The organism is Shewanella sp. MM_2022_3, from assembly GCF_022557375.1.
Classification (GTDB): domain Bacteria; phylum Pseudomonadota; class Gammaproteobacteria; order Enterobacterales; family Shewanellaceae; genus Shewanella; species Shewanella xiamenensis.
In genome coordinates this window covers 25,965-48,925 of record NZ_JAKZGV010000031.1, presented here as the reverse complement: position 1 = coordinate 48,925, position 22,961 = coordinate 25,965, and the positions used below count along the sequence as shown (strand labels likewise).

22 protein-coding genes are annotated in these 22,961 nt (G+C 44.9%); 14 read left to right on the top strand and 8 right to left on the bottom strand.

The window, feature by feature from the left end; translation table 11 throughout:
• Positions 1 to 168: 168 nt before the first annotated feature.
• Positions 169 to 873 carry a DUF445 domain-containing protein gene (locus MMG82_RS14905; protein WP_241407027.1) on the bottom strand — a complete coding sequence of 235 codons (705 nt, stop codon included), beginning with the start codon at positions 871 to 873 and terminating at the stop codon, positions 169 to 171.
• Positions 874 to 1,222: 349 nt separating this feature from the next.
• Between MMG82_RS14905 and MMG82_RS14900 the strand changes: the two genes are divergently transcribed.
• The 3 genes from MMG82_RS14900 (at position 1,223) to MMG82_RS14890 (ending at position 5,664) form a co-directional block, all read left to right on the top strand.
• Positions 1,223 to 1,603, top strand: a complete 381-nt coding sequence (locus tag MMG82_RS14900; RefSeq protein ID WP_037419655.1) for a VOC family protein — start codon at positions 1,223 to 1,225, stop codon at positions 1,601 to 1,603.
• 250 nt (positions 1,604 to 1,853) lie between these two features.
• Positions 1,854 to 5,090 carry a DUF748 domain-containing protein gene (locus tag MMG82_RS14895; RefSeq protein ID WP_241407026.1) on the top strand — a complete coding sequence of 1,079 codons (3,237 nt, stop codon included), beginning with the start codon at positions 1,854 to 1,856 and terminating at the stop codon, positions 5,088 to 5,090.
• Between the two features lie 217 nt (positions 5,091 to 5,307).
• The gene (locus MMG82_RS14890) at positions 5,308 to 5,664 is read left to right on the top strand and encodes a glutathione S-transferase N-terminal domain-containing protein (RefSeq protein ID WP_037419649.1); all 357 of its coding nucleotides are present in this window, start codon (positions 5,308 to 5,310) and stop codon (positions 5,662 to 5,664) included.
• 30 nt (positions 5,665 to 5,694) lie between these two features.
• Here MMG82_RS14890 and MMG82_RS14885 read toward each other — a convergent pair whose 3' ends face one another.
• Positions 5,695 to 6,384 (bottom strand): energy-coupling factor ABC transporter permease, encoded by a 690-nt coding sequence (locus MMG82_RS14885; RefSeq protein WP_047540500.1) that lies wholly within the window; start codon positions 6,382 to 6,384, stop codon positions 5,695 to 5,697.
• A 211-nt stretch (positions 6,385 to 6,595) separates the two neighbouring features.
• On the opposite strand from MMG82_RS14885, the gene MMG82_RS14880 reads away from it, so the two are divergent.
• The gene (locus MMG82_RS14880) at positions 6,596 to 7,060 is read left to right on the top strand and encodes a hypothetical protein (protein WP_037419646.1); all 465 of its coding nucleotides are present in this window, start codon (positions 6,596 to 6,598) and stop codon (positions 7,058 to 7,060) included.
• A gap of 116 nt (positions 7,061 to 7,176) precedes the next feature.
• Here the strand turns inward: MMG82_RS14880 and MMG82_RS14875 are convergent, their stop codons facing one another.
• Genes MMG82_RS14875 through MMG82_RS14860 form a run of 4 tightly spaced genes read right to left on the bottom strand, consistent with a single transcriptional unit; the run spans position 7,177 to position 12,513 of the window.
• Positions 7,177 to 7,356 (bottom strand): Trm112 family protein, encoded by a 180-nt coding sequence (locus tag MMG82_RS14875; protein ID WP_037419644.1) that lies wholly within the window; start codon positions 7,354 to 7,356, stop codon positions 7,177 to 7,179.
• Positions 7,346 to 8,353 carry a tetraacyldisaccharide 4'-kinase gene (gene lpxK, locus MMG82_RS14870; protein WP_047537495.1) on the bottom strand — a complete coding sequence of 336 codons (1,008 nt, stop codon included), beginning with the start codon at positions 8,351 to 8,353 and terminating at the stop codon, positions 7,346 to 7,348. The genes MMG82_RS14875 and lpxK overlap by 11 nt, the downstream gene beginning before the upstream one ends.
• The gene (gene msbA / locus MMG82_RS14865) at positions 8,354 to 10,159 is read right to left on the bottom strand and encodes a lipid A export permease/ATP-binding protein MsbA (protein WP_047537493.1); all 1,806 of its coding nucleotides are present in this window, start codon (positions 10,157 to 10,159) and stop codon (positions 8,354 to 8,356) included. It abuts the gene before it with no gap.
• 32 nt (positions 10,160 to 10,191) lie between these two features.
• Complete coding sequence (locus tag MMG82_RS14860; protein ID WP_241407025.1) at positions 10,192 to 12,513, bottom strand: DNA internalization-related competence protein ComEC/Rec2; 2,322 nt, start codon at positions 12,511 to 12,513, stop codon at positions 10,192 to 10,194.
• Positions 12,514 to 12,545: 32 nt separating this feature from the next.
• On the opposite strand from MMG82_RS14860, the gene MMG82_RS14855 reads away from it, so the two are divergent.
• The 6 genes from MMG82_RS14855 to MMG82_RS14830 all read left to right on the top strand — a co-directional run bounded on the left by MMG82_RS14855 (position 12,546) and on the right by MMG82_RS14830 (position 16,603).
• Positions 12,546 to 13,055 carry a DUF2062 domain-containing protein gene (locus MMG82_RS14855; RefSeq protein WP_037419631.1) on the top strand — a complete coding sequence of 170 codons (510 nt, stop codon included), beginning with the start codon at positions 12,546 to 12,548 and terminating at the stop codon, positions 13,053 to 13,055.
• A gap of 288 nt (positions 13,056 to 13,343) precedes the next feature.
• The gene (locus MMG82_RS14850) at positions 13,344 to 14,519 is read left to right on the top strand and encodes an NnrS family protein (RefSeq protein ID WP_047537487.1); all 1,176 of its coding nucleotides are present in this window, start codon (positions 13,344 to 13,346) and stop codon (positions 14,517 to 14,519) included.
• A 152-nt stretch (positions 14,520 to 14,671) separates the two neighbouring features.
• On the top strand, positions 14,672 to 15,076 hold the full coding sequence (locus tag MMG82_RS14845; RefSeq protein WP_011623180.1) for a phosphate-starvation-inducible PsiE family protein: 405 nt from the start codon (positions 14,672 to 14,674) through the stop codon (positions 15,074 to 15,076).
• A 150-nt stretch (positions 15,077 to 15,226) separates the two neighbouring features.
• Positions 15,227 to 15,529 carry a PilZ domain-containing protein gene (locus MMG82_RS14840; protein ID WP_037419625.1) on the top strand — a complete coding sequence of 101 codons (303 nt, stop codon included), beginning with the start codon at positions 15,227 to 15,229 and terminating at the stop codon, positions 15,527 to 15,529.
• Between the two features lie 77 nt (positions 15,530 to 15,606).
• Positions 15,607 to 16,275 (top strand): AAA family ATPase, encoded by a 669-nt coding sequence (locus MMG82_RS14835; protein WP_011623182.1) that lies wholly within the window; start codon positions 15,607 to 15,609, stop codon positions 16,273 to 16,275.
• Positions 16,262 to 16,603: a hypothetical protein gene (locus MMG82_RS14830; RefSeq protein ID WP_047537483.1), complete on the top strand. Its 342-nt coding sequence runs from the start codon at positions 16,262 to 16,264 to the stop codon at positions 16,601 to 16,603. Before MMG82_RS14835 ends, MMG82_RS14830 begins: the two co-directional genes overlap by 14 nt.
• Before the next feature lie 110 nt (positions 16,604 to 16,713).
• Here MMG82_RS14830 and MMG82_RS14825 read toward each other — a convergent pair whose 3' ends face one another.
• Positions 16,714 to 16,965 (bottom strand): YecH family metal-binding protein, encoded by a 252-nt coding sequence (locus tag MMG82_RS14825; RefSeq protein WP_037419620.1) that lies wholly within the window; start codon positions 16,963 to 16,965, stop codon positions 16,714 to 16,716.
• A gap of 128 nt (positions 16,966 to 17,093) precedes the next feature.
• Here MMG82_RS14825 and MMG82_RS14820 point away from each other — a divergent pair, with 128 nt between their 5' ends.
• From MMG82_RS14820 to MMG82_RS14805, 4 genes are all read left to right on the top strand, one after another.
• Entirely contained in the window at positions 17,094 to 18,776 is a 1,683-nt protein-coding gene (locus MMG82_RS14820) for a sensor histidine kinase (RefSeq protein ID WP_037419617.1), read from the top strand.
• A complete protein-coding gene (gene btsR, locus MMG82_RS14815; RefSeq protein WP_037419615.1) occupies positions 18,773 to 19,483 on the top strand; it encodes a two-component system response regulator BtsR in 711 nt (236 codons plus the stop codon). Before MMG82_RS14820 ends, btsR begins: the two co-directional genes overlap by 4 nt.
• A gap of 195 nt (positions 19,484 to 19,678) precedes the next feature.
• Positions 19,679 to 21,127, top strand: coding sequence for a carbon starvation protein A (locus MMG82_RS14810; protein ID WP_037419613.1), 1,449 nt, complete (start codon positions 19,679 to 19,681; stop codon positions 21,125 to 21,127).
• A gap of 125 nt (positions 21,128 to 21,252) precedes the next feature.
• Positions 21,253 to 21,633, top strand: a complete 381-nt coding sequence (locus MMG82_RS14805) for a VF530 family protein (protein WP_241407024.1) — start codon at positions 21,253 to 21,255, stop codon at positions 21,631 to 21,633.
• Positions 21,634 to 21,850: 217 nt separating this feature from the next.
• On the opposite strand, the gene MMG82_RS14800 is transcribed toward MMG82_RS14805, so the two are convergent.
• On the bottom strand, positions 21,851 to 22,960 hold the full coding sequence (locus MMG82_RS14800; protein ID WP_080612398.1) for a PQQ-dependent sugar dehydrogenase: 1,110 nt from the start codon (positions 22,958 to 22,960) through the stop codon (positions 21,851 to 21,853).
• Between the last annotated feature and the right edge of the window lies 1 nt (position 22,961).

Sequence of the window (22,961 nt, the reverse complement as noted above, 5' to 3'; positions counted from 1 at the left end):
ATGTTATTTGCCTCTTTTGACTTCGCTAAAAATCAAAGATGCATTTAACATGGGTAGGTATACAGGCAAAGCCTCAAATGATGATAACCACCTACTGAAGTAGGTGGTTTTGGGCTAAAAATAAAAAAGGGAGCCATTGCTCCCTTCGCGATAGTGGCTAATCTCAGATTAGCCCTGTACTAAGGCGGCGACAAGTCCGATGGCACCACCAAACACACCGCCCCACACCACGAGCCAACCTAAATGCGTTTGGATCATCTCCTGAACTATCTGCTTAACCATTTGCGGGGTTAATTCATTTAAGCGTTGCTCAACGATATTAGCAATCTTCTGTTGTAAATCGGCCATCACATTTGGTTGTTCAAGCTCTTGCTTCAATAGGCTGCGGAATTGTTCACTCTCGGCCATATCGACCAATGAAGCTTTCATCTTCTCAATAAAGGGTTCTTTTAGCGGCATTAGCGCCTCAGTCCCCCCAAACATGGCTAACATGCCACCAAATGAAGATTGTGCCACAGTATTGACTAAGGCATCGAAAGACGGTGCTAAGTCTACTTTCTCAATCACAGGCGCTAAATCGATTTGGCTTATGCCTTCTTTTTCAGACAAAAAACGATCAATGTTTTCAGCGGTAAAAAACTGTTTCATCATCAGATGAGCAATGCCGAGTTTAAATTCTTCAAACCGCGAAGGCACCACACCAGAACCATACAAACCAGGGACTTTTTCAAACAACATATACACCGCAAGCCAGTTGGTTATCGCACCAGATAATGCAAACAACCCAACATTAAATAGAATGGGTAAGCTCAGCACGTATCCCAAGATCACACAAATGGCTGCCAACACATTGGTCACTAAACTCTTATTCAATCGTTAATCCCCCCTATTACGCAATTTCATCGATTGCAAATGGCGCTAGTTTAGCAAGCGAAGGGGAGTAAGGTCTAATGCTGTAAAACAATACTAACACCACCAATCAGCCGCAAAACAGAGCGCAAACTCAGCAAATACTCAGCGGAGCAGCAGAAGCACAACATCAAGACAAACTCGATAAACAGATTTTTGTTATTTCATTAATTAACATTAACTTAGTTTAATGATTTACAGCAGAAAATAATGTCACATTTCTGGATCTGCTTAGGAATTATTGAAAAGCATCGTCTACACTCAAAATACTAATCGCCTCGCCACAAGGCTCAATAATATAAAGGACGCGCTTATGGACTCTGCATTTAATACCGCTGGTGCCTTAGGCTGGCATGAACTCACGACCCACAACACTGAAGAGGCCATGCGCTTTTATGGTGAAGTATTTGGCTGGCAATTTAGAACGGTCAAGATGCCCCATGGTCAGTACCACTTGATTGAAAACCAAGGTGTAGGTATCGGCGGTATCACTGACAATCAGCTCCCGACGCTACCTTCACACTGGACAGGTTATGTCACGGTCGCCGATGTCGACTTGGTCGCGATTAATGCTAAAAAACTTGGTGGCGATATTCTGTTTGGTCCAGAAGATATTCCGAAAGTGGGTCGCTTTTGTTGGATAAAAGATCCACAAGGCGCCGTCATCGCCGCAATAAGTTATCTCACCACTTAAACTAAGCTATTCGTATTAAAAAGCTTAGCGGTCATAAAATGCCCACTGGAGACACAACATGTTACCCTCGTAAAGCGAGGGTTATGAGTTAACATACATTCTGACTCACATTGGTTGCCATACGGTAACACTCAGATTTAATTGACAAAACACCAAAAAAAATCATGCAGAGATAAGCATTATTCGCTAGAATAACCACATTTATTGATAGATTTCGCGACAGCGTGCGTATTGGAGCATTAATCTGACTATGCTAACTCAACTATCACGGTTAAAACTTGCGTTTTTTAGTCGCCCCCGATACCAACGAGTTCTCGTCTATTTAACCATTACCTACTTAAGTTACCTTATCGCCCTCGGATTAATACTCCCCAAGGCTATCGTCGCCTTCGCCCCAGAGAAGCTTTCACAGCTATTAGGGCGTCCGGTCAGTTTACAGGGTATGCATATCAATCCTTTTAACTACCGCGTCAATATCGACCAGCTCGCCGTTAAAGAGAAAGATAATCGGGATTTTGCCGGATTAGCACAGCTCCAATTTGAGGTGCATTTTTGGCAGTCTATATTCAATCGAGCCTTAGTGATTGATCATATTCAGTTGCAAACGCCCTTTGCTCATATCCAACGGTTTCAAACTCATGGGGCAACTCAGTTTAACTTTGACGACATCGTTACCACCCTCAACCAAGCTAAAACCGCCAGCAAACCAGACACGAGTGCTGAACAAGCACGTCCTTTGCGCATCATCTTAGGTGAGTTAACCGTCAGTGCTGCCCAGTTCAAATTTGATGACAAGATAACCAAGGCGCAAATTGATTACCCCAATATCAACTTCAAACTCAGTCAATTAGATACTGAATACCTGATGTTACCTAATCCTGCTAGCGTAGCTAAGACGTCATCAACCAAAGATGCGGTGACAAACAATGCCGTTCCAGCAACAACTACGGCGAATACTACTCCAGCAACATCGGCGACAAATGCCACTACGACTATCGTGCATAACCAATTTGTCGCCCAGTTGCAGGATGCCCACGCAGGTGAAGTGAGCCTTGCCGGACAATTTCAGCTGTTTCCCTTTAAGCTCGTCGGGGATGTACAGCTTGCCAAACTCAAACTTGCTCCGCTCTGGCAATTTGTTGCCGATCAATTCAATGTCAAACTGGGGACAGGTGAGCTCAGTATTAACGCCCATTACCAAGTAGATTTACCCGAGCAAGGTGAATTACAACTCACTGCCGAACGTGGACAAGTGATTGTTGAAAAAGTGAATTTGCTCAATGGTGACCAATCAGTTATCACCTTACCTTTGCTGGCTGTAGATGGGATCAGCGCTAATCTGGCCAAGCAGCGGGTCAATATTAAGCAAATCCACACTGAAGGCTTAAGTCTTAAGGCCAAGCTAGATGAACAAGGTATTGATTTAGTACCACTGTTGATGCCCAAATCGATGGCAGCGACCTCTGGTACACCAACACCCTCTGATGCAACTGAAGCGTCTGAAGCGATAGTCGCTAACCCCACCACTTCGCAAGCTGTGGCAAATAACAGTGCCACAGAAAACCCTAATGGATGGCTTGTCACCCTGGGAGGGCTGAATGTCAAAAACTATGATATTCAGCTTGAGGAGCACAAACTCAGCAAAACGGCGCAGCAATGGCGAATCTATCCATTAGATTTTGCGACTGAAACCATAGTGAGCGATTTAAAAGCCCCGATTGAATACCAACTCTCCTTTGGACTAAACGATAAAGGCCATTTTACCTCCAAGGGGCAAGTCGATGTCCTTGGGCAAGCCATCAGCGCTAACCTCAAAGTGGAGCAGTTGGCCTTAGCCCAATTTCAACCTTACCTTGAGCCCTATGTCAATATGCAGCTAAAAAGCGGCCTATTCAGTAGCAATGGCGAGGTTCATGCCGATGGCAAAGGCAAAGCCATTTATCAAGGTAACGTTGAGCTGGATGATTTGAATATCCTCGACAGCATCCGCAAAGCGCCATTGGTGAAATGGCAAAAAATGCATATTAATCAGCTCGATTTTGACCAGCAACAGAATCAAATCAAGATTGATCATTTAAGTTTTGAGCAACCTTATGCCAAGGTTGTTATCGCGAAGGATCGTACAACCAATATCAGCAATCTGATTATTGAACAGCAAGCCATTGCCGAGCCTAAAGTCACTGGACAAATGGCGCAAACTGGCATTCAAGCCGAAATCAGCACCAATACAGTTGCACCATCCCAAACCGCAGCTAAGAAGCCCGAGTTAAGCTTAGATATTCAAAAAATTAGCTTTAACCAAGGATCAGCATTTTTTGCCGATAATTCGCTAACACCTAACTTTGCCTCAGGCATCGAGCAGCTAGAAGGTTATATCAGTCACCTATCCTCCAAGCCGGGTACTAAGGCATCAGTCGATATTAAAGGCAAAATTGACCGCTATGCACCAGTGACATTAAAGGGGGATATTAATCCCTTGTTAGATAAACCTTATCTTGATTTAGACCTGGTTTTTAAGAGTGTTGAGCTGACGTCAGTAAACCCATACTCTGGCACCTATGCGGGCTATTACATTGATAAAGGGCAATTGTCGTTAGCACTTAACTACAAACTTGAGCAAAACCAACTCAAGGGCAGCAACCACCTAGTGATTAATCAACTCAAACTGGGGAAACGCAGTAACAGTGATTTAGCCACCAGTTTACCCGTAACGTTAGCGATTGCATTATTGCAGGATCGCCATGGCGTAATTGACCTAGGAATGGAAGTCTCTGGCGATCTAGACTCACCCAGCTTTAGTGTTGGCAGCATCATCATGACAGCCATTACCAATGTGATTACTAAAGCCGTCACAGCCCCCTTCTCTTTCCTTGCAGGTCTCATTGGCGCTGATGATACCTTAGATAAAATCCCCTTTAATCCCGGGCAATTTACCCTCACTTCCCGTGAGCAAGAAAGCCTAGATAAGCTCGCCAAAGGATTAGAGGATAGACCCATGCTACAGCTCAGTCTTGAGGGCAGTGTCGATGCAATAAACGATAGCCAAGCAATTAGCGAGCGTATGATGAAACGCAAGCTGGCTGCCTTAGCGAATATTCAACTGACGGAATTGCCGGCAGATCTCAGCCCGAGTCAGTTTCCGACTCAAGGACCTCTAGCCGATGCCCTTCTCAAACTCTATGAGCAGGAAGTTAAGGCCAATCCTGATGATGTGAAAGACAATATTATTGCTGAAACCAAAGATGCACCACTGAGTAAAGAGGAACTGACCACCCGATGGCATATCGCGCTTTATAACCTTTCGCTAAAAGCGCAAACGGTCGGTCAAGACAGGTTGGGAGATTTAGCGCAGGAGAGAGCGAAATCAGTCAAGGCCTACCTTGTTGATAGCAAGGGCATCGCACCTGAACGCATTTTCCTACTCGAAAGTCGCGTCACCCTCAATCAAGATGCTGCCCAAGTGAATATGAGCATCGAAGCTAAATAACGCGTTGTACAAGACCATAGAGAATCAAATGCCCAGTATTCACTGGGCATTTTTATTGGTTGATTAAGGTAGCGCCCCCTCGTTCTATTACTTGGCCTAAAACATCCATTAGGTTAAACTCTGCGGCTTTATGCGAGCGGAATCACATTCCGCGCGTCTATCCCCTTTCGCACAGCCAATATTGCGGCGCGCTAAAACACTTTTACTCGAGGTAGTTATGTTCATTATTCGCTGGATTTTAGGCCGGATCATTTTGTTGCTTAACTTTGTGTTCGCCCCAAAGAAACTCAAACGCCCATCAGCAGAACAACAAAAAATCGATGCGCAAACTCAAGCACTGGCGCTATATCAGTACAATGCTTGTCCTTTCTGCGTAAAAGTGCGCCGAGCCATGCGCCGTCAAGGGCTAAATATCCAAACCTTGGATGCAAAAAAATCCCCACATAAAGATGAGCTCATCGCCCAAGGTGGCAAGCAACAAGTGCCCTGTTTACGGATTGAAGACAATGGTCAAGTGCAATGGCTATATGAATCTAAGGATATCATCAGCTACTTAGAACAACGTTTTGCCTAGCACAACAATGCGCGCCCCACGGCGCGCTTTTCATTTACGCCACAAGTACTCACGGTCAGAATAATCAAACAACCATTGGGGTTGATACACCACCAACAGCGTCACCGCCATGCCGTTGAGCAACGCCTCAGGAAAGGCTAATAACGGGATTAACATCAGATAGTTATCAACTAACATGCTCCAGTCATAATCCGCCGACAACCAAAGCCAAAATGCCCAACTAAATTGATGAAAAACCGTCGATAATCCTGCATTAATAAAGGCGCCAACAAAAATAAACACAAAAAGATGCTTAGGAAATAAATGGTAACTGCGGCTGTAAAGCATAAACGCACAGAATAACGGGAGGGCTATTGCAAACAAGCCAAATGCACCAAACTCACCAGGCTGCTTTAGGACAAATATGCTGAAAAACGCACTTGGGAGGAGTAAGGCAACCGTCGCTAAGCGCCAACCAAACATCAATAGACAAGTGACTATCCCTAGAAAATGTAAATGAATTCCGACTTGAATACTGGCATTGAGGAGCCATAAGGTATTTACCGCAATCAGCGTTAACAACAACCGCCATTGCAAGCCTTTATCCTTAACAACCTGCAGTAACTCTTCCTTAGGCCAAATAGCATAAATCCAAAGTCCCAGCAGTAGCAGGCTTACCCCCTGTAATGGGCTGATATTCCAGTCTATTTCAGCAAATCGCTTGGCCCAAAAATCCAGCATCAGTAAGGCTCCGGAGTAGATGCCCATTCAACCTATCGCGACAAGTTTCAGAGCAGATTCAAGTTGTATCGGTATAGGGTGATTAACCAACTTATTCGGGCGAATAAACTTCTTTACCAGTATATCGCGAATAAAACCGATAATTGCATGATATTGAGCGACATATTAAGGTATTCTTCGCTAAGTAAATCATCTAAGAGTAATCCTTGATATGCCATTGAGATCGATAAGCCTGACATTATTGAGCTGCTTAACATTACTCGCTTGCAGCAGCGCTCCGATAGACCCCTCTGAATTTGCAGGTAAATTTAAAGACAAACTCACCACTGATATCCGCGCAGATGGCCTTAAACTCTTTACCTATCAGGCAGGTTTTGCGGAGGAATACTCACCAAGAGATGTCACCGAACGCCCCTTCCCCCACGAAGAACGTATGCGTCAAGTCGCGCAAGATCCCCGCGAGCAGCGTCGTTTATACCAACAACAAGCGGATGCACTCGATATCTGGGGCAGACAAGTTGAATTGGGACTCGAGAAAACCTTAGAAATGACAGGTTACTGCCGCGAAGGTTACTTTGAGTTGAGCCGAATAATAGAATCAGGACGGGGAGAAATACGTGGTGAATGTAAAGAAGGCGCCACTGAGGAAGATAAACAAAAGTTTGTGCGCTTTTAAGTCATGAAAAGGGCGAGATGATCGCCCTGTTCTCTACACTTATGCACGGCGGTGTCGCAAGTACACGACTTGCTCAAACCGTTAAGTGCAATAACGCTGAGTTTTATGCCTAAAAATCAAACTGCTTCATTTAACGGTAAGGCACGATTTTCCAATAACACTGGGATGCCATCGGTAATGGGATAAGCTAATTTGTCCGCTTTACAAATCAATTGCTGCGCCGCCTTATCGTACTCCAACTTTCCTTTACATACTGGACAAGCAACGATATCTAACAGTTTTTTATCAAACGCCATGGGATTTTCCTTTTTTAGCTGCAGCCACAGAGCGTAATCGGCTCAGCAACTGTTGATCAAATTGTGGCGATAGCTTGGCATCGACAGCCAAATACCACCAGTTTTCTTGTGCAAAATCGCGACATTTAACCGCATCTTTTTCAGTCATCATCAAGGGGCGAGATGCTGCAAGCTCGCATAACACGTGTTTATCGTAGGCTTGGTGGTCATCAAAACCATGGGATAACGCGAGTTGAAAACCTTGCTGCGTTAAGGTTTCAAAAAAACGCGCCGGATGACCAATACCCGCCATTGCCACCACGGGCTGCGTCGGGTCAAACACGGCCTCAGCCTTAGGATTTACCGGCAACACCGCACTTGGACTCAGCTGCATCTCATATTGATTCGCCTGCGCGGGTCCACTATTGACCACCACAAAATCCACTTGATTAAGACGCCAAGCACCTTCCCGTAGTGGGCCTGCTGGAAGCAAATGACGATTCCCTAAACCGCGCTTTCCATCAATCACCACCAACTCAATATCACGGCCGAGGGCGTAATGTTGCAAGCCATCGTCACAGATAATGACATCCACGGCAAACTGCGCCAGCAAGGTTCTTGCGGTATCAACACGTTTAGGGCCCACCACCATAGGCACACCAGTACGCGCCACAATCATAGCTGGCTCATCGCCCACATCAGTTGCAGCATCCTTTACGCTAACGACTTTTACCCCTTGGATATGCGCGCCATAACCACGGCTGATCACACCCGGATTAAACCCCTGTTGACGCAGCAGTTCAATCAAATAGATGACAGTGGGGGTTTTACCACTACCGCCAACGGTAATATTGCCCACCACGATCACGGGGACTGGCAGTGTGGTTTGTGATTTAATCCCTAAACGAAATAAACCACGGCGAATTGTGGTAATAAGCGCAAACAACGCAGAAAAAGGCAGTAAGAGCCACCGTAATGGGTGGCCTTGATACCAAATTTTATTAACTAACGCCTGCATTTAGCTACCAAACTGCATTTGGTATAACTTGGCATACATACCGCCAAGTTCGAGTAGCGATTTGTGGGTACCACGCTCAACGATGCGACCTTGATCGACCACTAAAATTTGATCAGCACTTTCAATCGTTGATAAACGGTGAGCAATCACAACCGAGGTGCGGTTTTGGCGTAAATTGTCTAATCCCTGCTGAATCGCTTTCTCAGATTCAGTATCAAGGGCCGATGTCGCTTCATCCAGAATGAGCACTGGTGCATCACGTAACATTGCCCGCGCAATCGCAATCCGTTGTCTCTGACCGCCTGACAATAGCACGCCGTTTTCACCGACTTGGGTATCTAAGCCATCGGGTAATTGCTCAATAAATTCCATTGCATGAGCTAAAGTCGCCGCCTGAATAATCTGCTCGCGGGTGACTTCGCCCGGATAGGCATAGGCGATATTATTGGCAATAGTATCGTTAAACAGTGTCACTTGCTGCGATACCAAAGCCACTTGGCTACGTAATGATTTCAATGAATAATCATAAATACTCACATCATCAAGCAGAATATCGCCAGACGCTAGTCCGGTGTAAAAACGAGTCACCAAGCTTGCAATCGTCGATTTCCCCGACCCAGAGCGCCCGACTAAGGCTAAGGTTTGCCCTTGGGACACTTCAAAGTCAATTTTATCTAAAGCGCGGCGCTCCTGGCCTTCGTAACTAAAAGAAACATTATCGAAACGTAAGTTGCCCTTAGCACGAGTAACGGTATAAGTACCAGTATCCGATTCTGGCAAAGTGTCTAACAGTTCAAATACTGTGGTGCACGCTGCAATACCACGTTGAAATTCGGCATTCACACGCGTGAGGTTTTTGATGGGTTGCAGCATGGCCATCATCGCCCCAAGAATCGTCGCAAAGGTACCCGCGGTCAAATCGGCTTTCATGCTATCTAGGCTCGCCGCATACAGCACAAAGGCCAAGGCAAAAGAGCCAATCACCATGATAAGCGGCTGGCTGATAGCCTGTGCGATCGCAAGCTTCATATTTTGATGACGGTTTCTGTCATTAATTTTGGCAAAGCGAGCCGTTTCTGTTTCTTGTCCACCAAAGGCCAGTACGTTTTTATGACCTTTGATCATCTGCTCCGTTGCGGCACTGACATCCCCCATCGCCGTTTGGATTTGTTTCGACACCTTACGGAAGCGGCGACTCACAATAGTCATCACTAATCCCATAATCGGACCAATCACTAAAATACACAGAGAAAGCTTCCAAGAGTTATAAAACATCAATCCCAGCATACCGATAACGGTCACACCGTCACGAACAATCGAAATCAAGGCACTGCCAGATGCACGGGCAATTTGCTCGGTATCGAAGGTCACTTTTGAAATTAAATTGCCCGTGTTTTCCTTATCCATGTAACTCACTGGTAAACTTAGATAATGTTGAAACACTTGCTGGCGCATATCCATAATTAACCTAGCGCTCATATAAGAAATGCCGTAGGTGGATACGAAGTTTGCAAAGCCGCGCAGGGAGAACATTAAAATAACCACGATAGGCGCCATTAATAGCACTTGGTTATCGGCATGAAAGCCTTGGTTCGTGGGGAGTGCAATACCGTTACTTATCGCTGGTGTACTGCTGGAAAACCCTTTATCGATAAAAGGGCCAATAAAAGAAATAAAAGCCGCATCGACAAGCCCATACACAATAAGGCCAGCAACTGAAAGCAAAAACATGCCCTTCATCGGTTTGAGATAGGCCAGTAATCGCTTGAATACGGTCCACATTTCGTCTTTAGGATATGCTGTCATTGGTAACACTAAATTATGGCAAAGTGCTCATTCTACTCTGGATTAATCAAGTCACCAAATCTAAACAAGCGGTTATACCAAAATGGAGCTAAATCTTGCCGATAGGTTTTTACGTCGAGTCGCCCTTGTTCAAAAGTAACGCTAATTTGTCCTTCAATCCCGGTGGTTAAGTGGTTTATCTGCAAAGCTTGGTAGCGGGCAACGACATCGGCTTTAGGAAAGCCATAACGATTATTCAACCCCGCTGGAAAAAGTACTAACTCCGGTGCCACCCTTTCAATAAATGCCAGCGTAGATGAGGTGCGGCTTCCATGGTGTGGAGCAATAAGCACCTGACTTTTAAGTATAAAGCCCGCTTGCACTCGCTCAATCAATATACTCTCTGTTTCCTTTTCAATATCACCGCTCAGTAATAGACTTTGCTGACCATCATCAATCCGCAGCACACAAGAAGCATTATTGCCACCCGCCTGGGTTTGTGGGGAAATAAAGCGTAAGGTAAGTTGTTGCCAATCAATCTGTTGTGGCAAACAAGGCTGAGCATTTAAGTGGTCAACATCAGTAATCCATTTTGCCTGAGGATACGCTTTTGCCAGTACTTGAGCGCCTCCAGCATGGTCGTTATCGCCGTGGCTGATCACAATAAAATCGATATCAGTTAATCCTCGAGTATTAAGAAAAGGGATAATCACACGGTCACTGTAGCTAAAATCATCGCCAAATGCGGCGCCCGTATCATAGATAAGTGCCCTATCATCCTTTTCAACCACCACGGCTAATCCTTGCCCGACATCAAGTAAATGTAGCGTCCACTGAGTGGTTTTCAATGCTGTAATGCGCTGAAAAACAGACAATGCCAGAGGAAGAAACAGTAACCCTATCAATAAATGCCAGTGCCAATATTGGCGCCGATGAGGAACATATCGCCACAGAATCAACGCAAAAAGTGCGCACAGGCCGCCTGCTAATAATGTCTCGGAAACCACATGCCAATGGGCGGGTAAATCGACGCTGAGTTCAAGTAACTTGCCGTAGGGAAATAGTCCTAAATCCGCCAAATTGAATAATCCCAGCCACGATTGCCCTAAAAACGTACCTAACCACCAGATGATAAAAGCCAGCATCGATAGCGGAATGACGATAAGACTAAACCAAGGCACCACCAGCATATTCATCCACAAACTATGGATACTCACACCACCAAAAAAGATGGCTTGCAGCAGTCCCAATATCAGGCTTAAGCGCCATTGTATTGACCAAAACTGTATGACTCTGACTCGCAACTTGGCTAAAAAAGTTGTTTTACTATCAACAGACTGTGTAAATTTGGCACTTTCTAAGGTATATAAAATAATCGCCAAAGCACAAAAAGAAAGCCAAAATCCAGCACTCAAACAAGCGAGAGGATCAATGAGTAACACCACAAATAAGGCAAACAGCAAACGGTCCCATGCGCTTGAGTAGCGTCTTAATAAACTCAACAGCATAACCAATAAAATCATCACTAACGCACGCTGTGTTGACACGGCAAAACCGGCTAAATAGCTATAAAATAGAGCACTCACTCCTGCTAAAATGAGCGCAATAACTATATTTCGTCGACTTGGATGCGGCGCCAAACGCGTAAGAAAAAACAAAGCGCAAGCATAGACCCAAGCGGTGATCACCGATAAATGTAATCCCGATATCGCCACCAGATGGCCCGTGCCCGTTTGCCTTAACGCCTGCCACTTAGTTTGCGAGATAAGTTGTTTATCCCCGAGGATTAACGCCAGCAGAATATCCCCCTGTGTTAACGCAGATAACTTTGGAGCAAGTCGTGTGATTAAGTGATGTCTTAACGAAAAACGCTCAGCTTGAAGCCTTGCATGCATAACGCGGCCTTTACCGACAATATGCTGACTAATCAATTGCTTTTGTTCGTTATATCCTCCTTGATTGAGAACACTGGATATACTTTTAGGCATAAAAGTGAAATCCCAAACTTGCCCAACTTGCAGTGTCGCCTCGGATTGCCAGGTTAAACGCAACTTAGCCGTTGGCCCAAAGATTAAATTTGGTTTATCGACAACAATATCGAAGCTAACCCAGTCGCTGTTTTGACTAACTAGTGATATGATTTCGCCCCTCACCTGTATAGGCTGTTGGGATAAAGGAAGATCCTGCCGAGATAACACTAAGCAAAATCCTGTTAGCCAGAACATCGCAAAGAGTGTGCCAGATAAGCTAGGTGCTTTTTTGAATAAGATGAGAGCCCCAAAGCAAAAGTAGGGTAGATAAGTAATTGGCGGCAGCGAAGGCCATAACATCGCTGACAGTAAGGTGGCACTAAAGCCAAACATGAATCCATTCATAGTGAATTAAGTTAAGACAGCAATTTCAGCCTATGCCAAAAAAATTAATAAAAAGATTTATGCCTAAGCCTGAAACCCTGCGTGAGCACAAACACCTACGCATTTTCGGTCGCTTATTACACAATCCTAATCTTTGGGCGCTTAATCGACGCTCTGCGCCGGGGGCCTTTGCCATAGGCTTGTTTGTCGCTTGGATCCCAATGCCTTTTCAGATGGTGGTCGCCGCGGCCTTTGCAATCCTTTTTAATGTCAATATTCCCGTTTCCGTCGCTTTAGTCTGGATCACCAATCCACTTACGATGCCAGTTATGTTTTATGGGGCTTATTTATTAGGTGCAAAAATTCTGGGCCACGCACCGCAGGAATTTGCCTTTGAGGCAAGCTGGCAATGGATAGAAGCCTCATTAGCCACAATTGGGCCAGCATTCCTACTAGGTTGCCTAGTATTAGGGATCGTGTTTTCTACTGTAGGATATTTAATGATCAGTAACCTCTGGAAATACTCGATCATGTTTAAGTGGCAAAAGCGTAAGACCAAATAATTGCGACTTGCAGACACAATGGCTTAACTTGTTTTATGTTAGAGAAATTAACTTTCCTAATTGAACAAGTTAAGCATTAACACCTTTTTAGTGTTTGCATCTCTGTATTTCCTTTACGTCCTCTATTGTAATTTATTCTTACCTTATCAATAGATTAAACCACGACGATAAGACTATCTTTATCCCTTCACCCGGACACTTACTTACAAGCTACTCATAAGTAGATATATACATTCATTTAATTTGCAGCTTAAAATACTTTTCGTGTTTCACTACTACGCTGTCATTATGTTGAATATTGATGAACCTGCACATTTACAACCTAAAATACCGCTTTTCCGCTTAGGTTTTAGACCTTTCTTCTTATTTGCGAGTCTATTTAGTCTATTAAGTTTAGGGATCTGGGGAGGATTTCTTTCCGGTCTGCCATTACTTCCTAACAACATCAATCCTTTATGGTGGCATGGTCATGAGATGATTTTTGGGTTTGCCTGTGCCGTCGTCGCAGGTTTTTTACTCACCGCAGTACAAAACTGGACAGGGCAACCTGGGTTGAAAGGCTTACCCCTTATAGGGCTATTTACGGTCTGGTTACTACCAAGGCTTTTATTTATATTGCCGCTAGATATTCCGTTTGTGGCGATCATGATCATCGACTTGATGTTTTTACCCTTAACCGCAATTGCATTATCAATATCTGTGGTTAAAGTACGCCAATGGCGTAACTTTGTGTTTATCCCTATTCTCAGTTTACTCACGCTTTTTAATGGATTTAGCTATTACGGTTTAATAACTAATCAATTACAGTGGGCTAATAATGGTCTTTATGCAGCAGTCATCCTTGTTGGGGTAATTGTTGCTCTGCTTGGTGGTAGAGTGATCCCATTCTTTACTGAGCGCGCCACCCAATGGCAAAGACACTCCCCCATTCCCGTACTGGAATGGTTAAGTTTTGCTAGCCTATTAGCGCTTGTTGCGAGTCTCTTTTTACCGCAGATAATATTACTGACGCGCGCTCTGGCTGGTATAGCGGGTCTGGTATTGTTACTACGTTGGTCTCGTTGGGGATGGCTGGCAAGTTGGTCTGTGCCGCTGTTATGGTCACTGCATTTAAGTTACTTATGTATTCCCATTGGTTTGATACTGATTGCTACAGGACTACCACTTTCCGTAGGAATGCATGCCATTACTGTTGGAGGACTTGGCGGCATGATCCTCGCAATGATGTCGAGGGTATCGCTAGGCCATACCGGCAGACAACTAAAACCCGCTAGGCCAATGACACTGGCTTTTGGGTTAATGTTACTGGCTACAGAGTTCCGTGTCTTAGCGGGTTTACCCAGTGCATGGTTTATTGAATTAATGCTCGCAGCCATTATTTGTTGGATGCTGGCTTTTGGGTGTTTCTGTTACTACTACGCACCAATGCTTTGTCGCGTCAGAGCCGATGGGCGGCCAGGCTAAGCAAGGTGACTTGAGAAAACTCATGGCGCGATGCCTTTAGCAGACAACCAATTACTATCTTGTGAATTGAGTCACAGAGAATCGCGTCTCTTTTCCCTACCTAAAGTATTTTTACTGTTACTATTTACAAAAATATTGAGTAGGGAGTACCCATGCCATTTTATCGTCAATATGGTGCCAAAGGCTTAAAAGCAGTTGAGCATCTCGTCTTAATCATCATAGCAATAGCGACTGTGGTTGCTATTGGTCAAGAAATTGTCCATGTATTTAATGTCGGCGCAGTCGCCCTTGCCGATCTGTTGTTATTGTTTATTTATCTCGAAGTACTGGCCATGGTTGCTAATTATGCAGAATCGGGAAAATTGCCCGTGCGCATGCCGCTGTATATTGCCATTGTTGCCCTTGCACGTTATTTGATCTTAGATATGAAGAGTATGGATGACTGGCGGATCGCCGCAATTTCGCTTTCAACCTTGATCCTTGCGGCAACGGTCATCGTGATCCGTTGGGGCCAATTAAAAATGCCCTATCCTAAAAATCAAGAATACGATAACTAATTACTACTGGGCGCCATTGCCAACCAAGCTCAATGGCGCCATTCTTTACCTGCAAAATCCTTCCAAATCCCTCGCTTTCAGATTGGTATTCTGCCAAAAAGCAATTATGCTAGTTTTACTGAGATCAATTATTTACGGGACAATTGAGTTATGGGTGAACATCCAGTTGGATTTGAAGAAAAACGCAGCTCACTTCGAGTAGATATGGAAGCTGAACGCGTGCTCTTGCATTGGACTGATAAGAATGGCGTTGAACATACGGACGAAGGCGTATGTATCGATTTAGCCCGCAGAGGCATTCTGTTTGATTATAAAAACCCATTTGAACTCGGTGAATTAGTTAACGTGACATTCAATCCAGAAACATCCCGACAAAATAGCGTAAAAGGCCAAGTTTGCCGCTGCTCTAAACGTCATGATCAAAGTTATCATGTCGCGATGCAATTGCTTTAATTTCAATCTAGCTACGCAGGGTCGATTGAGCTGTTCTACACTGAATTAGTTGAACTATTCGTACAAAGGACATTGCTATGATATTGCTGGTGGGTGGAGAGAAAGGTGGCAGTGGCAAGAGTTGCCTCGCGCAAAATCTTGCGGTTTATATAAAGCAAAAATTTGCCGCCAATGTACTAATGGTAGACTGCGATCCCCAACGTACAACATCCGATTGGATCCAAGCTCGAAACAACGACCCTAGCCTCCCAGCAATCAATTGTATTCAGCTCTACGGCAAAATACGTAACGATCTGCTCAGTCTTAATGAACGCTTCGACTACGTCATTGTTGACTGTGGCGGTCAAGATAACCTTGCTATGCGCGCCGCCATGTCGGTGGCCACTTACGTAGTTATCCCACTTAGACCCAAACGTCGCGATCTTAAAACCTTACCCCATATGGAAGATATGCTCAGCACCTGTAAGATGGTTAATCCCAAAATGGTGGCAACCATTGTGCTAACCCAATGTCCCGCTTTGCCCACCCAAGTAAAGCGTATTTTAGAGGCCAAAGAAGTAGTCCAATCCTTTGGATTACGCGTACTCAATTCGGTGACTTTTTGCCGAAATATCTACGATGACAGTGAGGAAAAAGGATCGTCCGTAATGGAAATTGAGCCAGATGGGAAAGCGGCCGACGAGATCCGCGCCATAGTGGATGAGCTGTTCACCTTACCACCAGAAAATAGTTATGAGCTTAACTGATCTTAAACGCAAGAAACCAAAACAAGTTATCAAAACGGTTTCTATTGAGGATTTTATCGAAGATGCCAATAACTATGCTTTAGGTAAAGCGAGTATTTTAGCGGTGCCTCCCGCAGAGCCAAAAGGCTTAGATAAAAAGTCAGCCAAAATTTATCGCCATGCCACCTTTACCTTAACGGAAACCAGTATTACCCAATTAGATGGGCTCGCTAAAGGAACTAAAATAGCCAAATCACGCTTATTGCGGATCTTGATTGATGAATTCTGTCAAAAAACGATTGCAGAACAGCTTGAAGTGGTAAATAAAAGTAAGCAGGATGAGCATTAATCTTCATGAGCATCAAGGTAAACCAATCCGCTGATCACCCTTTCTTTAACAGCAAGTTATGGCCTATGACCCCAAGCTATTGCGCGGCTCATAGACCAGATTAGCCATACTTAATGATGAGAATGATGACACTGCCGCCCAGCAACAAGGGCGAGCCCTTGCGCTGATTCTGCCATTTTCCCTTTACTCAACAACAAAAAAATTAACTCCTCCGCAGTAAGGTTTTCGGCACTACAAGTGTGATAACGCGCTGCTTCACCAAAAGTTTCAGTCATCAGAGCAATAAACTGAGGCTTTAAAACGGGATGAGCTTGCGCTACCATCAGCGCCATAACGTCATGACCGTGAACAGAATCGGACATAGTCTCTCCAAAAGATGCAAATAAGATTAGGCTTTATAACCGAACTGTTGAATTTTAACCCTGATCTCGCGCACATACTGCCAATGTCAATAACTGCGCTGACCGCTGTGACGATAAAGTGAGCCACTATGTCCTTGATCTTGCTACTGACCCAACAGATGTCACTTTATTTAGTGATTGTTTATTTAGTCAGTAAAACACCTCTTTTTAAACTGTTTGCAGAAACATCACCGCGCCTACCTCATAAAATATTTATTTATCTGGTTTTTTCTAGCTTTTGTATCATGGCGACCTATTTTGGTGAGCAAACTTCAGGGGCCATTGCCAATACTCGCGCCATGGGTGCCGTGCTAGGCGGTTTACTCGGCGGTCCTGTCACCGGATTTTTAGTCGGATTCACTGGCGGTTTACACCGCTACAGCATGGGTGGCTTTACCGATTTAGCCTGCGCGATTTCAACCACTCTCGAAGGACTCTCCGCGGGAATGATCAGTTTTTACCTACGCCGCGCGGGTAAGAGTGAACTTATCTACAATCCGCTCTTAGTCTGTTTGGTGACCTTTTACGCCGAAATGATGCAAATGAGCATTATTTTGCTGATTGCACGCCCGTTTGATGCCGCATGGGAATTAGTGCGGCAGATAGCTCCGCCTATGCTGTTGGTTAATTCCATTGGCGCAGCGCTGTTTATGAGCATGATCCGCGACCAAAAAACCATGTTTGACAAGCTCTCCTCTAGTTTCTCAACCAAGGCGCTTAAAATTGCCGAGCGCAGTGTTGGGCTGCTTTCTAAGGGGTTTAACGAAGAAAGCAGCGGCAAGGTCGCGCAAATTGTCATTGAAGAAACCAATGTGGGTGCTGTTGCCATTACGGACAGAGAAAAACTTTTGGCCTTTATCGGTATTGGTGCCGACCATCATATCCCTGGAACACCGATTTCCTCAAAAATCACCCTTGAGGCCATAAACCAAAACAAGGTGATGTTCGCCGATGGGGTGGAGATGCCCTATTCCTGCTCGATTTCGAGCCAGTGTAAACTCGGTTCGAGCCTTGTGATCCCACTTCGCAGCGACACCGAAGTCATTGGCACCATCAAGTTATACGAGCCAAAAAATAAACTATTTTTGAACATTAATCGCACCTTAGGGGAAGGGATTGCTCGGCTATTGTCGAACCAGATCCTCTACGGCCGTTTTGAACAGCAGCAAAACCTGCTCACCCAAGCGGAATTAAAATTACTGCAAGCTCAAGTGAATCCACACTTTTTATTCAACGCTCTCAATACCATCAGTGCGATTATTAAGCGCGATCCCGATATGTCGAAGCAACTGTTGCAGCAGTTGTCACAATTTTTGCGGATCAATTTAAAACGTACAACGGGTTTAGTGACACTCGGGGATGAGCTCGATCACATAGCGTCTTATCTCACTATTGAGAAAGCGAGATTTATTGATAAATTACAGGTCAACATTGCTATACCTGAATCACTTTACCACTGTAAAGTGCCTGCATTTACCCTACAACCCATCATTGAGAATGCGGTAAAACATGGCACCTCCCATATGATTGAGCAAGGACAAATCAAGGTCACGGGACGCATGGATGACCATATATTAGCCCTTGAGGTGACAGATAACGCTGGCCTTTATCAACCCTCAATCGATTCTGAGGGATTGGGGATGAATTTAGTTCATAAACGGATACAAAATCTGTTTGGCGAACAGTATGGCATCCAAGTTGAATGCAAACCGGATGAATACACCAAGGTGACCATCCGCTTACCCATAGAACAGACGGAAACTAGCACGTGATCACTTGTTTGATTGTCGATGATGAATTGTTTGCTCGCGAGGAGCTTGCGGATTTGCTCGGCCAAGAAGCCGACATTGAAATTATTGGCCAATGCAGCAACGCCATAGAAGCATTGCAAACCATTGCCAAAGAAAAGCCTCAATTAGTTTTTCTCGACATCCAAATGCCACGTATTTCAGGCATGGAACTGATTGCTATGCTCGATCCCGACACCTTACCTAAAATCGTGTTTGTCACTGCATTTGATGAATTTGCCGTCAAAGCCTTTGATAATCATGCCTTTGATTATTTACTTAAGCCAATAGATGCCGATCGACTCAGCCAAACCCTAAAACGTGTTCGTAAGGACCTCACTCCGCAAGCCGTTAATCTGATCGCGCCTCGATGCCTCGAGCACCTACCCTGTTACAGCGGTAGTAAATTAAAAGTGATCCCCATTCAAGATGTTGAGTATGTTTTTAGTGATTTAAGCGGTATTCATGTCGCCTGTATCAAGGGCAAAGTCCATACCCAACTTACCCTTAAAGTGCTGGAAGAAAAAACACCGCTAGTGCGTTGCCATCGCCAATATCTGATTTCACCCAAAGCCATTGCCGAAATAGAGCTGCTCGATACTGGCGCCGAAGTCACGACTCTGCTTGGCGACAAAGTGCCCGTTTCTCGCCGTTATTTAAAAAGTCTTAAGCAATTGTTCGGCTTCCAATAGCCCCATTGTTAACCACTAATGCGCGTATCTAAGCCGCTGGAGGCGGTTAATACTTATGAATGACATCCTCATACAACCGCTCGCCCCATTCTATTGCCGCTGAGTCAGCATTATCGACCTCTCACCCAGTTACCCCTGTTTTATGTAAACAACTTGTTTACACTCTGCACAACTCAAAATGGGGAGATAACTAAAATGATGTGGTTCCTACTCTGTGTCGGTCTATTGATCGGCGGCTACTTTATCTACGGTACCTTTGTCGAAAAGGTATTTGGTATCAACGAAAAACGTCAAACACCGGCTTTTACCCAAACCGACGGTGTGGACTATGTGCCTATGTCGAAAGGCAAAGTGTACTTAATCCAATTATTGAATATCGCGGGTGTGGGTCCAATCTTCGGTCCAATCCTCGGGGCGCTCTACGGTCCTTCAGCGATGTTGTGGATTGTGATCGGCTGTATCTTCGGAGGAGCGGTGCACGATTACTTCTCCGGTATGTTGTCGGTCCGTAATGGTGGTCAATCTGTACCAAACCTTGCCGGTAAGTATTTAGGCAAAAGTGCCAAGCACTTTATGAATGTGTTTGCCATCATTCTATTATTGCTCGTAGGTGTGGTGTTTATCTCTGCGCCAGCAGGCCTGTTAGGCAAGCTAACGGGTTGGGATGTTAGCATTTTCGTTGCAATTATCTTCGTTTACTACCTGATTGCCACTGTGGTACCCGTCGATAAAATTATCGGTCGCTTATATCCTTTCTTTGGCGCGCTGTTGTTCTTCATGTCATTTGGTTTAGCCTTTGCGATTATGTTTTCTAGCGAACATACGCTACTGCCCAATGTGCAAGCGGGCGACTTCTTCCAAAACTTAAACCCTAAAGATATGCCATTATGGCCTGCGCTGTTTATCACCATCGCTTGTGGTGCGATTTCAGGCTTCCACGCTACGCAATCACCACTGATGGCACGTTGCGTTGAAAACGAAAAGAACGGTCGTTTTGTGTTCTTTGGTGCCATGATCGGTGAAGGTATCATCGCCCTACTCTGGTGTGCGATTGCACTATCTTACTTCCACGGTGTTGAAGGATTAAGCACAGGCATGGCGGGTAACCCTGCAAACGTTGTATACGAAGCATCAACTGGTCTGTTAGGCGCAGTGGGTGGCTTTATGGCAATCCTTGGTGTGATCATTCTGCCAATTACTTCAGGCGATACGGCTTTCCGCTCTGCTCGTCTGATTTTGGCTGAATTCTTTAACATGCCGCAGGTGGCTTTACCTAAACGTTTAGTGTTAGCTATTCCATTGTTTGTGATTGGTGGCTTACTGACTCAAGTCGACTTCGGCGTGATCTGGCGCTACTTCGGTGTGGCTAACCAAGCGACTGCTGTATTAATGCTCTGGACGGCCTCTGCTTACCTACTGCGTCACAATAAACTGCACTGGATCACCACCATTCCAGCCATGTTTATGACCACAGTGGTTATCACCTTCCTACTTAACTCTGCAACTTTAGGTGCAGGCTTACCGATGACCTTATCCACCATCGCAGGGACTGTTTCAACGCTAGTCATCACAGGCTTACTGATTGTGAAAACCAAAGGTAAAGGTGAAGTTGATAGCGACAGCGAATTACCCGATGAAGCTTAATTTCCAACAATATTGATATACAAAGCAAACGGGCACTGATGAGTGCCCGTTTTTTTATCTATGATTTTAGTCAATCGGTATAATACTGGTATAATCCGATTATTGTTCACGGTAATTTATACAAAATGACTCAAGAAAATAACCCATTACACGGCATCAAACTGGAAACCATAGTCACACAACTCGTTGAGCACTATGGCTGGGAAGAACTCGGAGCTCGCATCAAGATCCGCTGTTTTACCGAAGATCCGAGTATCAAATCGAGTCTACGATTTTTAAGAAAAACCGATTGGGCACGGGAAAAAGTAGAATATTTATATTTAAAAACCAATAAACTGCCGTTGCCCGCCGCAAAAACATCCAATGCACCAGCGAAAACATCGGCCAAAAAACCTGCAAAACCAGCACAGAAACCAGCACAGAAACCAGCTCAGGCAAGTACGGCTACATCGATAGCCGCAACAGATGGCCAGATTAATAGCCATATCTGGGGCAAGCGCGACTAAATTTCGCTTGAATATTCAAACGCATATTCACAAGAACAGACAAAAATGCGCGGAATAATTAATTCAATTTCAATTATCCCGCGCATTATTTTTTAAGCTGTCTATCAGCTAGATTAGCGCCAATCCAATATCCTTCGGTGGGCAACCATGATTGGCAAGAGTCCCCTGCTAATCAAGCCAACGGCTAAGAATAAGCGTTTAAGACTTCACCTATTGGCTACTTTGTCTGCGGATAAGTGACGCGATAGATTGCCCCTGCATAATCATCCGACACGAGTAAACTGCCATCGGCCAATTCAGCAAAGGCCACTGGGCGACCAAAGGTTTGCTCGCCCTGCATAAAGCCAGTTAAAAATGGAGTGTATTTGACCACCTTGCCTTGCTCTATCGTCGCCACGGCCACTTTATAACCCGCTTTCTTAGTGCGATTCCATGAACCATGTTCAGCGACAAACAACTGCTGTTGATAGCCGCTAGGGAACTGTTTACCAAGATAAAAATGAATGCCTAGTGGCGCCACGTGAGCCCCTAAGGAGAGCGCAGGAGCGGTGTACTTGGTAGGATCTTTACCTTGGCCAAACTCAGGGTCAAGAATTGTACCTGCATGCACATAGGGGAAGCCAAAATGTTCACCCAAGTAACTGACCTTATTGATTTCGCAGGGAGGAATATCATCGCCCATCATGTCGCGGCCATTATCGCTAAACCAAAGGGTTTGAGTGCCAGGCTGAAAATCAAACCCGACGGAATTACGAACCCCTTGGGCAATGGTGGTTAATTTTTTAGTCTCGAGATTGAGCGAGAAAATACGTCCATAGCGTTCATTCTCCGCGCACACATTACAAGGCACGCCTACAGGAATGATTAACTCGCCAGTCGGTGAAACCCCTAGTACTTTCCAGCCATGGTGGGTTTCAGTTGGAAACCCATCAAAGACCACCTCAAATGTTGGTGAGTTTAAGTGGTTATCAATATCCTTGAAGCGAATGATGCGCTCCACTTCGGAGACATACAGATCGCCATCTTTGATCACCACACCTGATGGTAGCTTTAGTCCCGAGGCAACCAGAATTTTCTCATCGGCAACACCGTCCTGGTTACGGTCGATAAGGGCATAAACATTCCCGGCCTTCATCGAGCCCGCATAGACAATGCCTTTTTCGGATACGGCAATTTCGCGCGCATTGTCAACATTATCTGCAAATAAGCTCAGGTTAAAGCCTTCTGCAACGGTCAGTTTATCTAAAATATTTTTAGCCATCGCAGGCACACTTATTCCACTCAAAGCCAAAAATGCAGCGCATGTTATTTGTAGTTTACGAGCCATA

Excerpts from the sequence above, each read along its gene's own strand:
- MMG82_RS14900 (WP_037419655.1), top strand. The coding sequence starts at position 1,223 with ATGGACTCTGCATTTAATACCGCTGGTGCCTTAGGCTGGCATGAACTC.
- MMG82_RS14895 (WP_241407026.1), top strand. The coding sequence starts at position 1,854 with ATGCTAACTCAACTATCACGGTTAAAACTTGCGTTTTTTAGTCGCCCC.
- MMG82_RS14890 (WP_037419649.1), top strand. The coding sequence starts at position 5,308 with ATGTTCATTATTCGCTGGATTTTAGGCCGGATCATTTTGTTGCTTAAC.
- MMG82_RS14885 (WP_047540500.1), bottom strand. The coding sequence starts at position 6,384 with ATGCTGGATTTTTGGGCCAAGCGATTTGCTGAAATAGACTGGAATATC.
- MMG82_RS14880 (WP_037419646.1), top strand. The coding sequence starts at position 6,596 with ATGCCATTGAGATCGATAAGCCTGACATTATTGAGCTGCTTAACATTA.
- MMG82_RS14875 (WP_037419644.1), bottom strand. The coding sequence starts at position 7,356 with ATGGCGTTTGATAAAAAACTGTTAGATATCGTTGCTTGTCCAGTATGT.
- lpxK (WP_047537495.1), bottom strand. The coding sequence starts at position 8,353 with ATGCAGGCGTTAGTTAATAAAATTTGGTATCAAGGCCACCCATTACGG.
- msbA (WP_047537493.1), bottom strand. The coding sequence starts at position 10,159 with ATGACAGCATATCCTAAAGACGAAATGTGGACCGTATTCAAGCGATTA.
- MMG82_RS14860 (WP_241407025.1), bottom strand. The coding sequence starts at position 12,513 with ATGAATGGATTCATGTTTGGCTTTAGTGCCACCTTACTGTCAGCGATG.
- MMG82_RS14855 (WP_037419631.1), top strand. The coding sequence starts at position 12,546 with ATGCCAAAAAAATTAATAAAAAGATTTATGCCTAAGCCTGAAACCCTG.
- MMG82_RS14850 (WP_047537487.1), top strand. The coding sequence starts at position 13,344 with ATGTTGAATATTGATGAACCTGCACATTTACAACCTAAAATACCGCTT.
- MMG82_RS14845 (WP_011623180.1), top strand. The coding sequence starts at position 14,672 with ATGCCATTTTATCGTCAATATGGTGCCAAAGGCTTAAAAGCAGTTGAG.
- MMG82_RS14840 (WP_037419625.1), top strand. The coding sequence starts at position 15,227 with ATGGGTGAACATCCAGTTGGATTTGAAGAAAAACGCAGCTCACTTCGA.
- MMG82_RS14835 (WP_011623182.1), top strand. The coding sequence starts at position 15,607 with ATGATATTGCTGGTGGGTGGAGAGAAAGGTGGCAGTGGCAAGAGTTGC.
- MMG82_RS14830 (WP_047537483.1), top strand. The coding sequence starts at position 16,262 with ATGAGCTTAACTGATCTTAAACGCAAGAAACCAAAACAAGTTATCAAA.
- MMG82_RS14825 (WP_037419620.1), bottom strand. The coding sequence starts at position 16,965 with ATGTCCGATTCTGTTCACGGTCATGACGTTATGGCGCTGATGGTAGCG.
- MMG82_RS14820 (WP_037419617.1), top strand. The coding sequence starts at position 17,094 with ATGTCCTTGATCTTGCTACTGACCCAACAGATGTCACTTTATTTAGTG.
- MMG82_RS14810 (WP_037419613.1), top strand. The coding sequence starts at position 19,679 with ATGATGTGGTTCCTACTCTGTGTCGGTCTATTGATCGGCGGCTACTTT.
- MMG82_RS14805 (WP_241407024.1), top strand. The coding sequence starts at position 21,253 with ATGACTCAAGAAAATAACCCATTACACGGCATCAAACTGGAAACCATA.
- MMG82_RS14800 (WP_080612398.1), bottom strand. The coding sequence starts at position 22,960 with ATGGCTCGTAAACTACAAATAACATGCGCTGCATTTTTGGCTTTGAGT.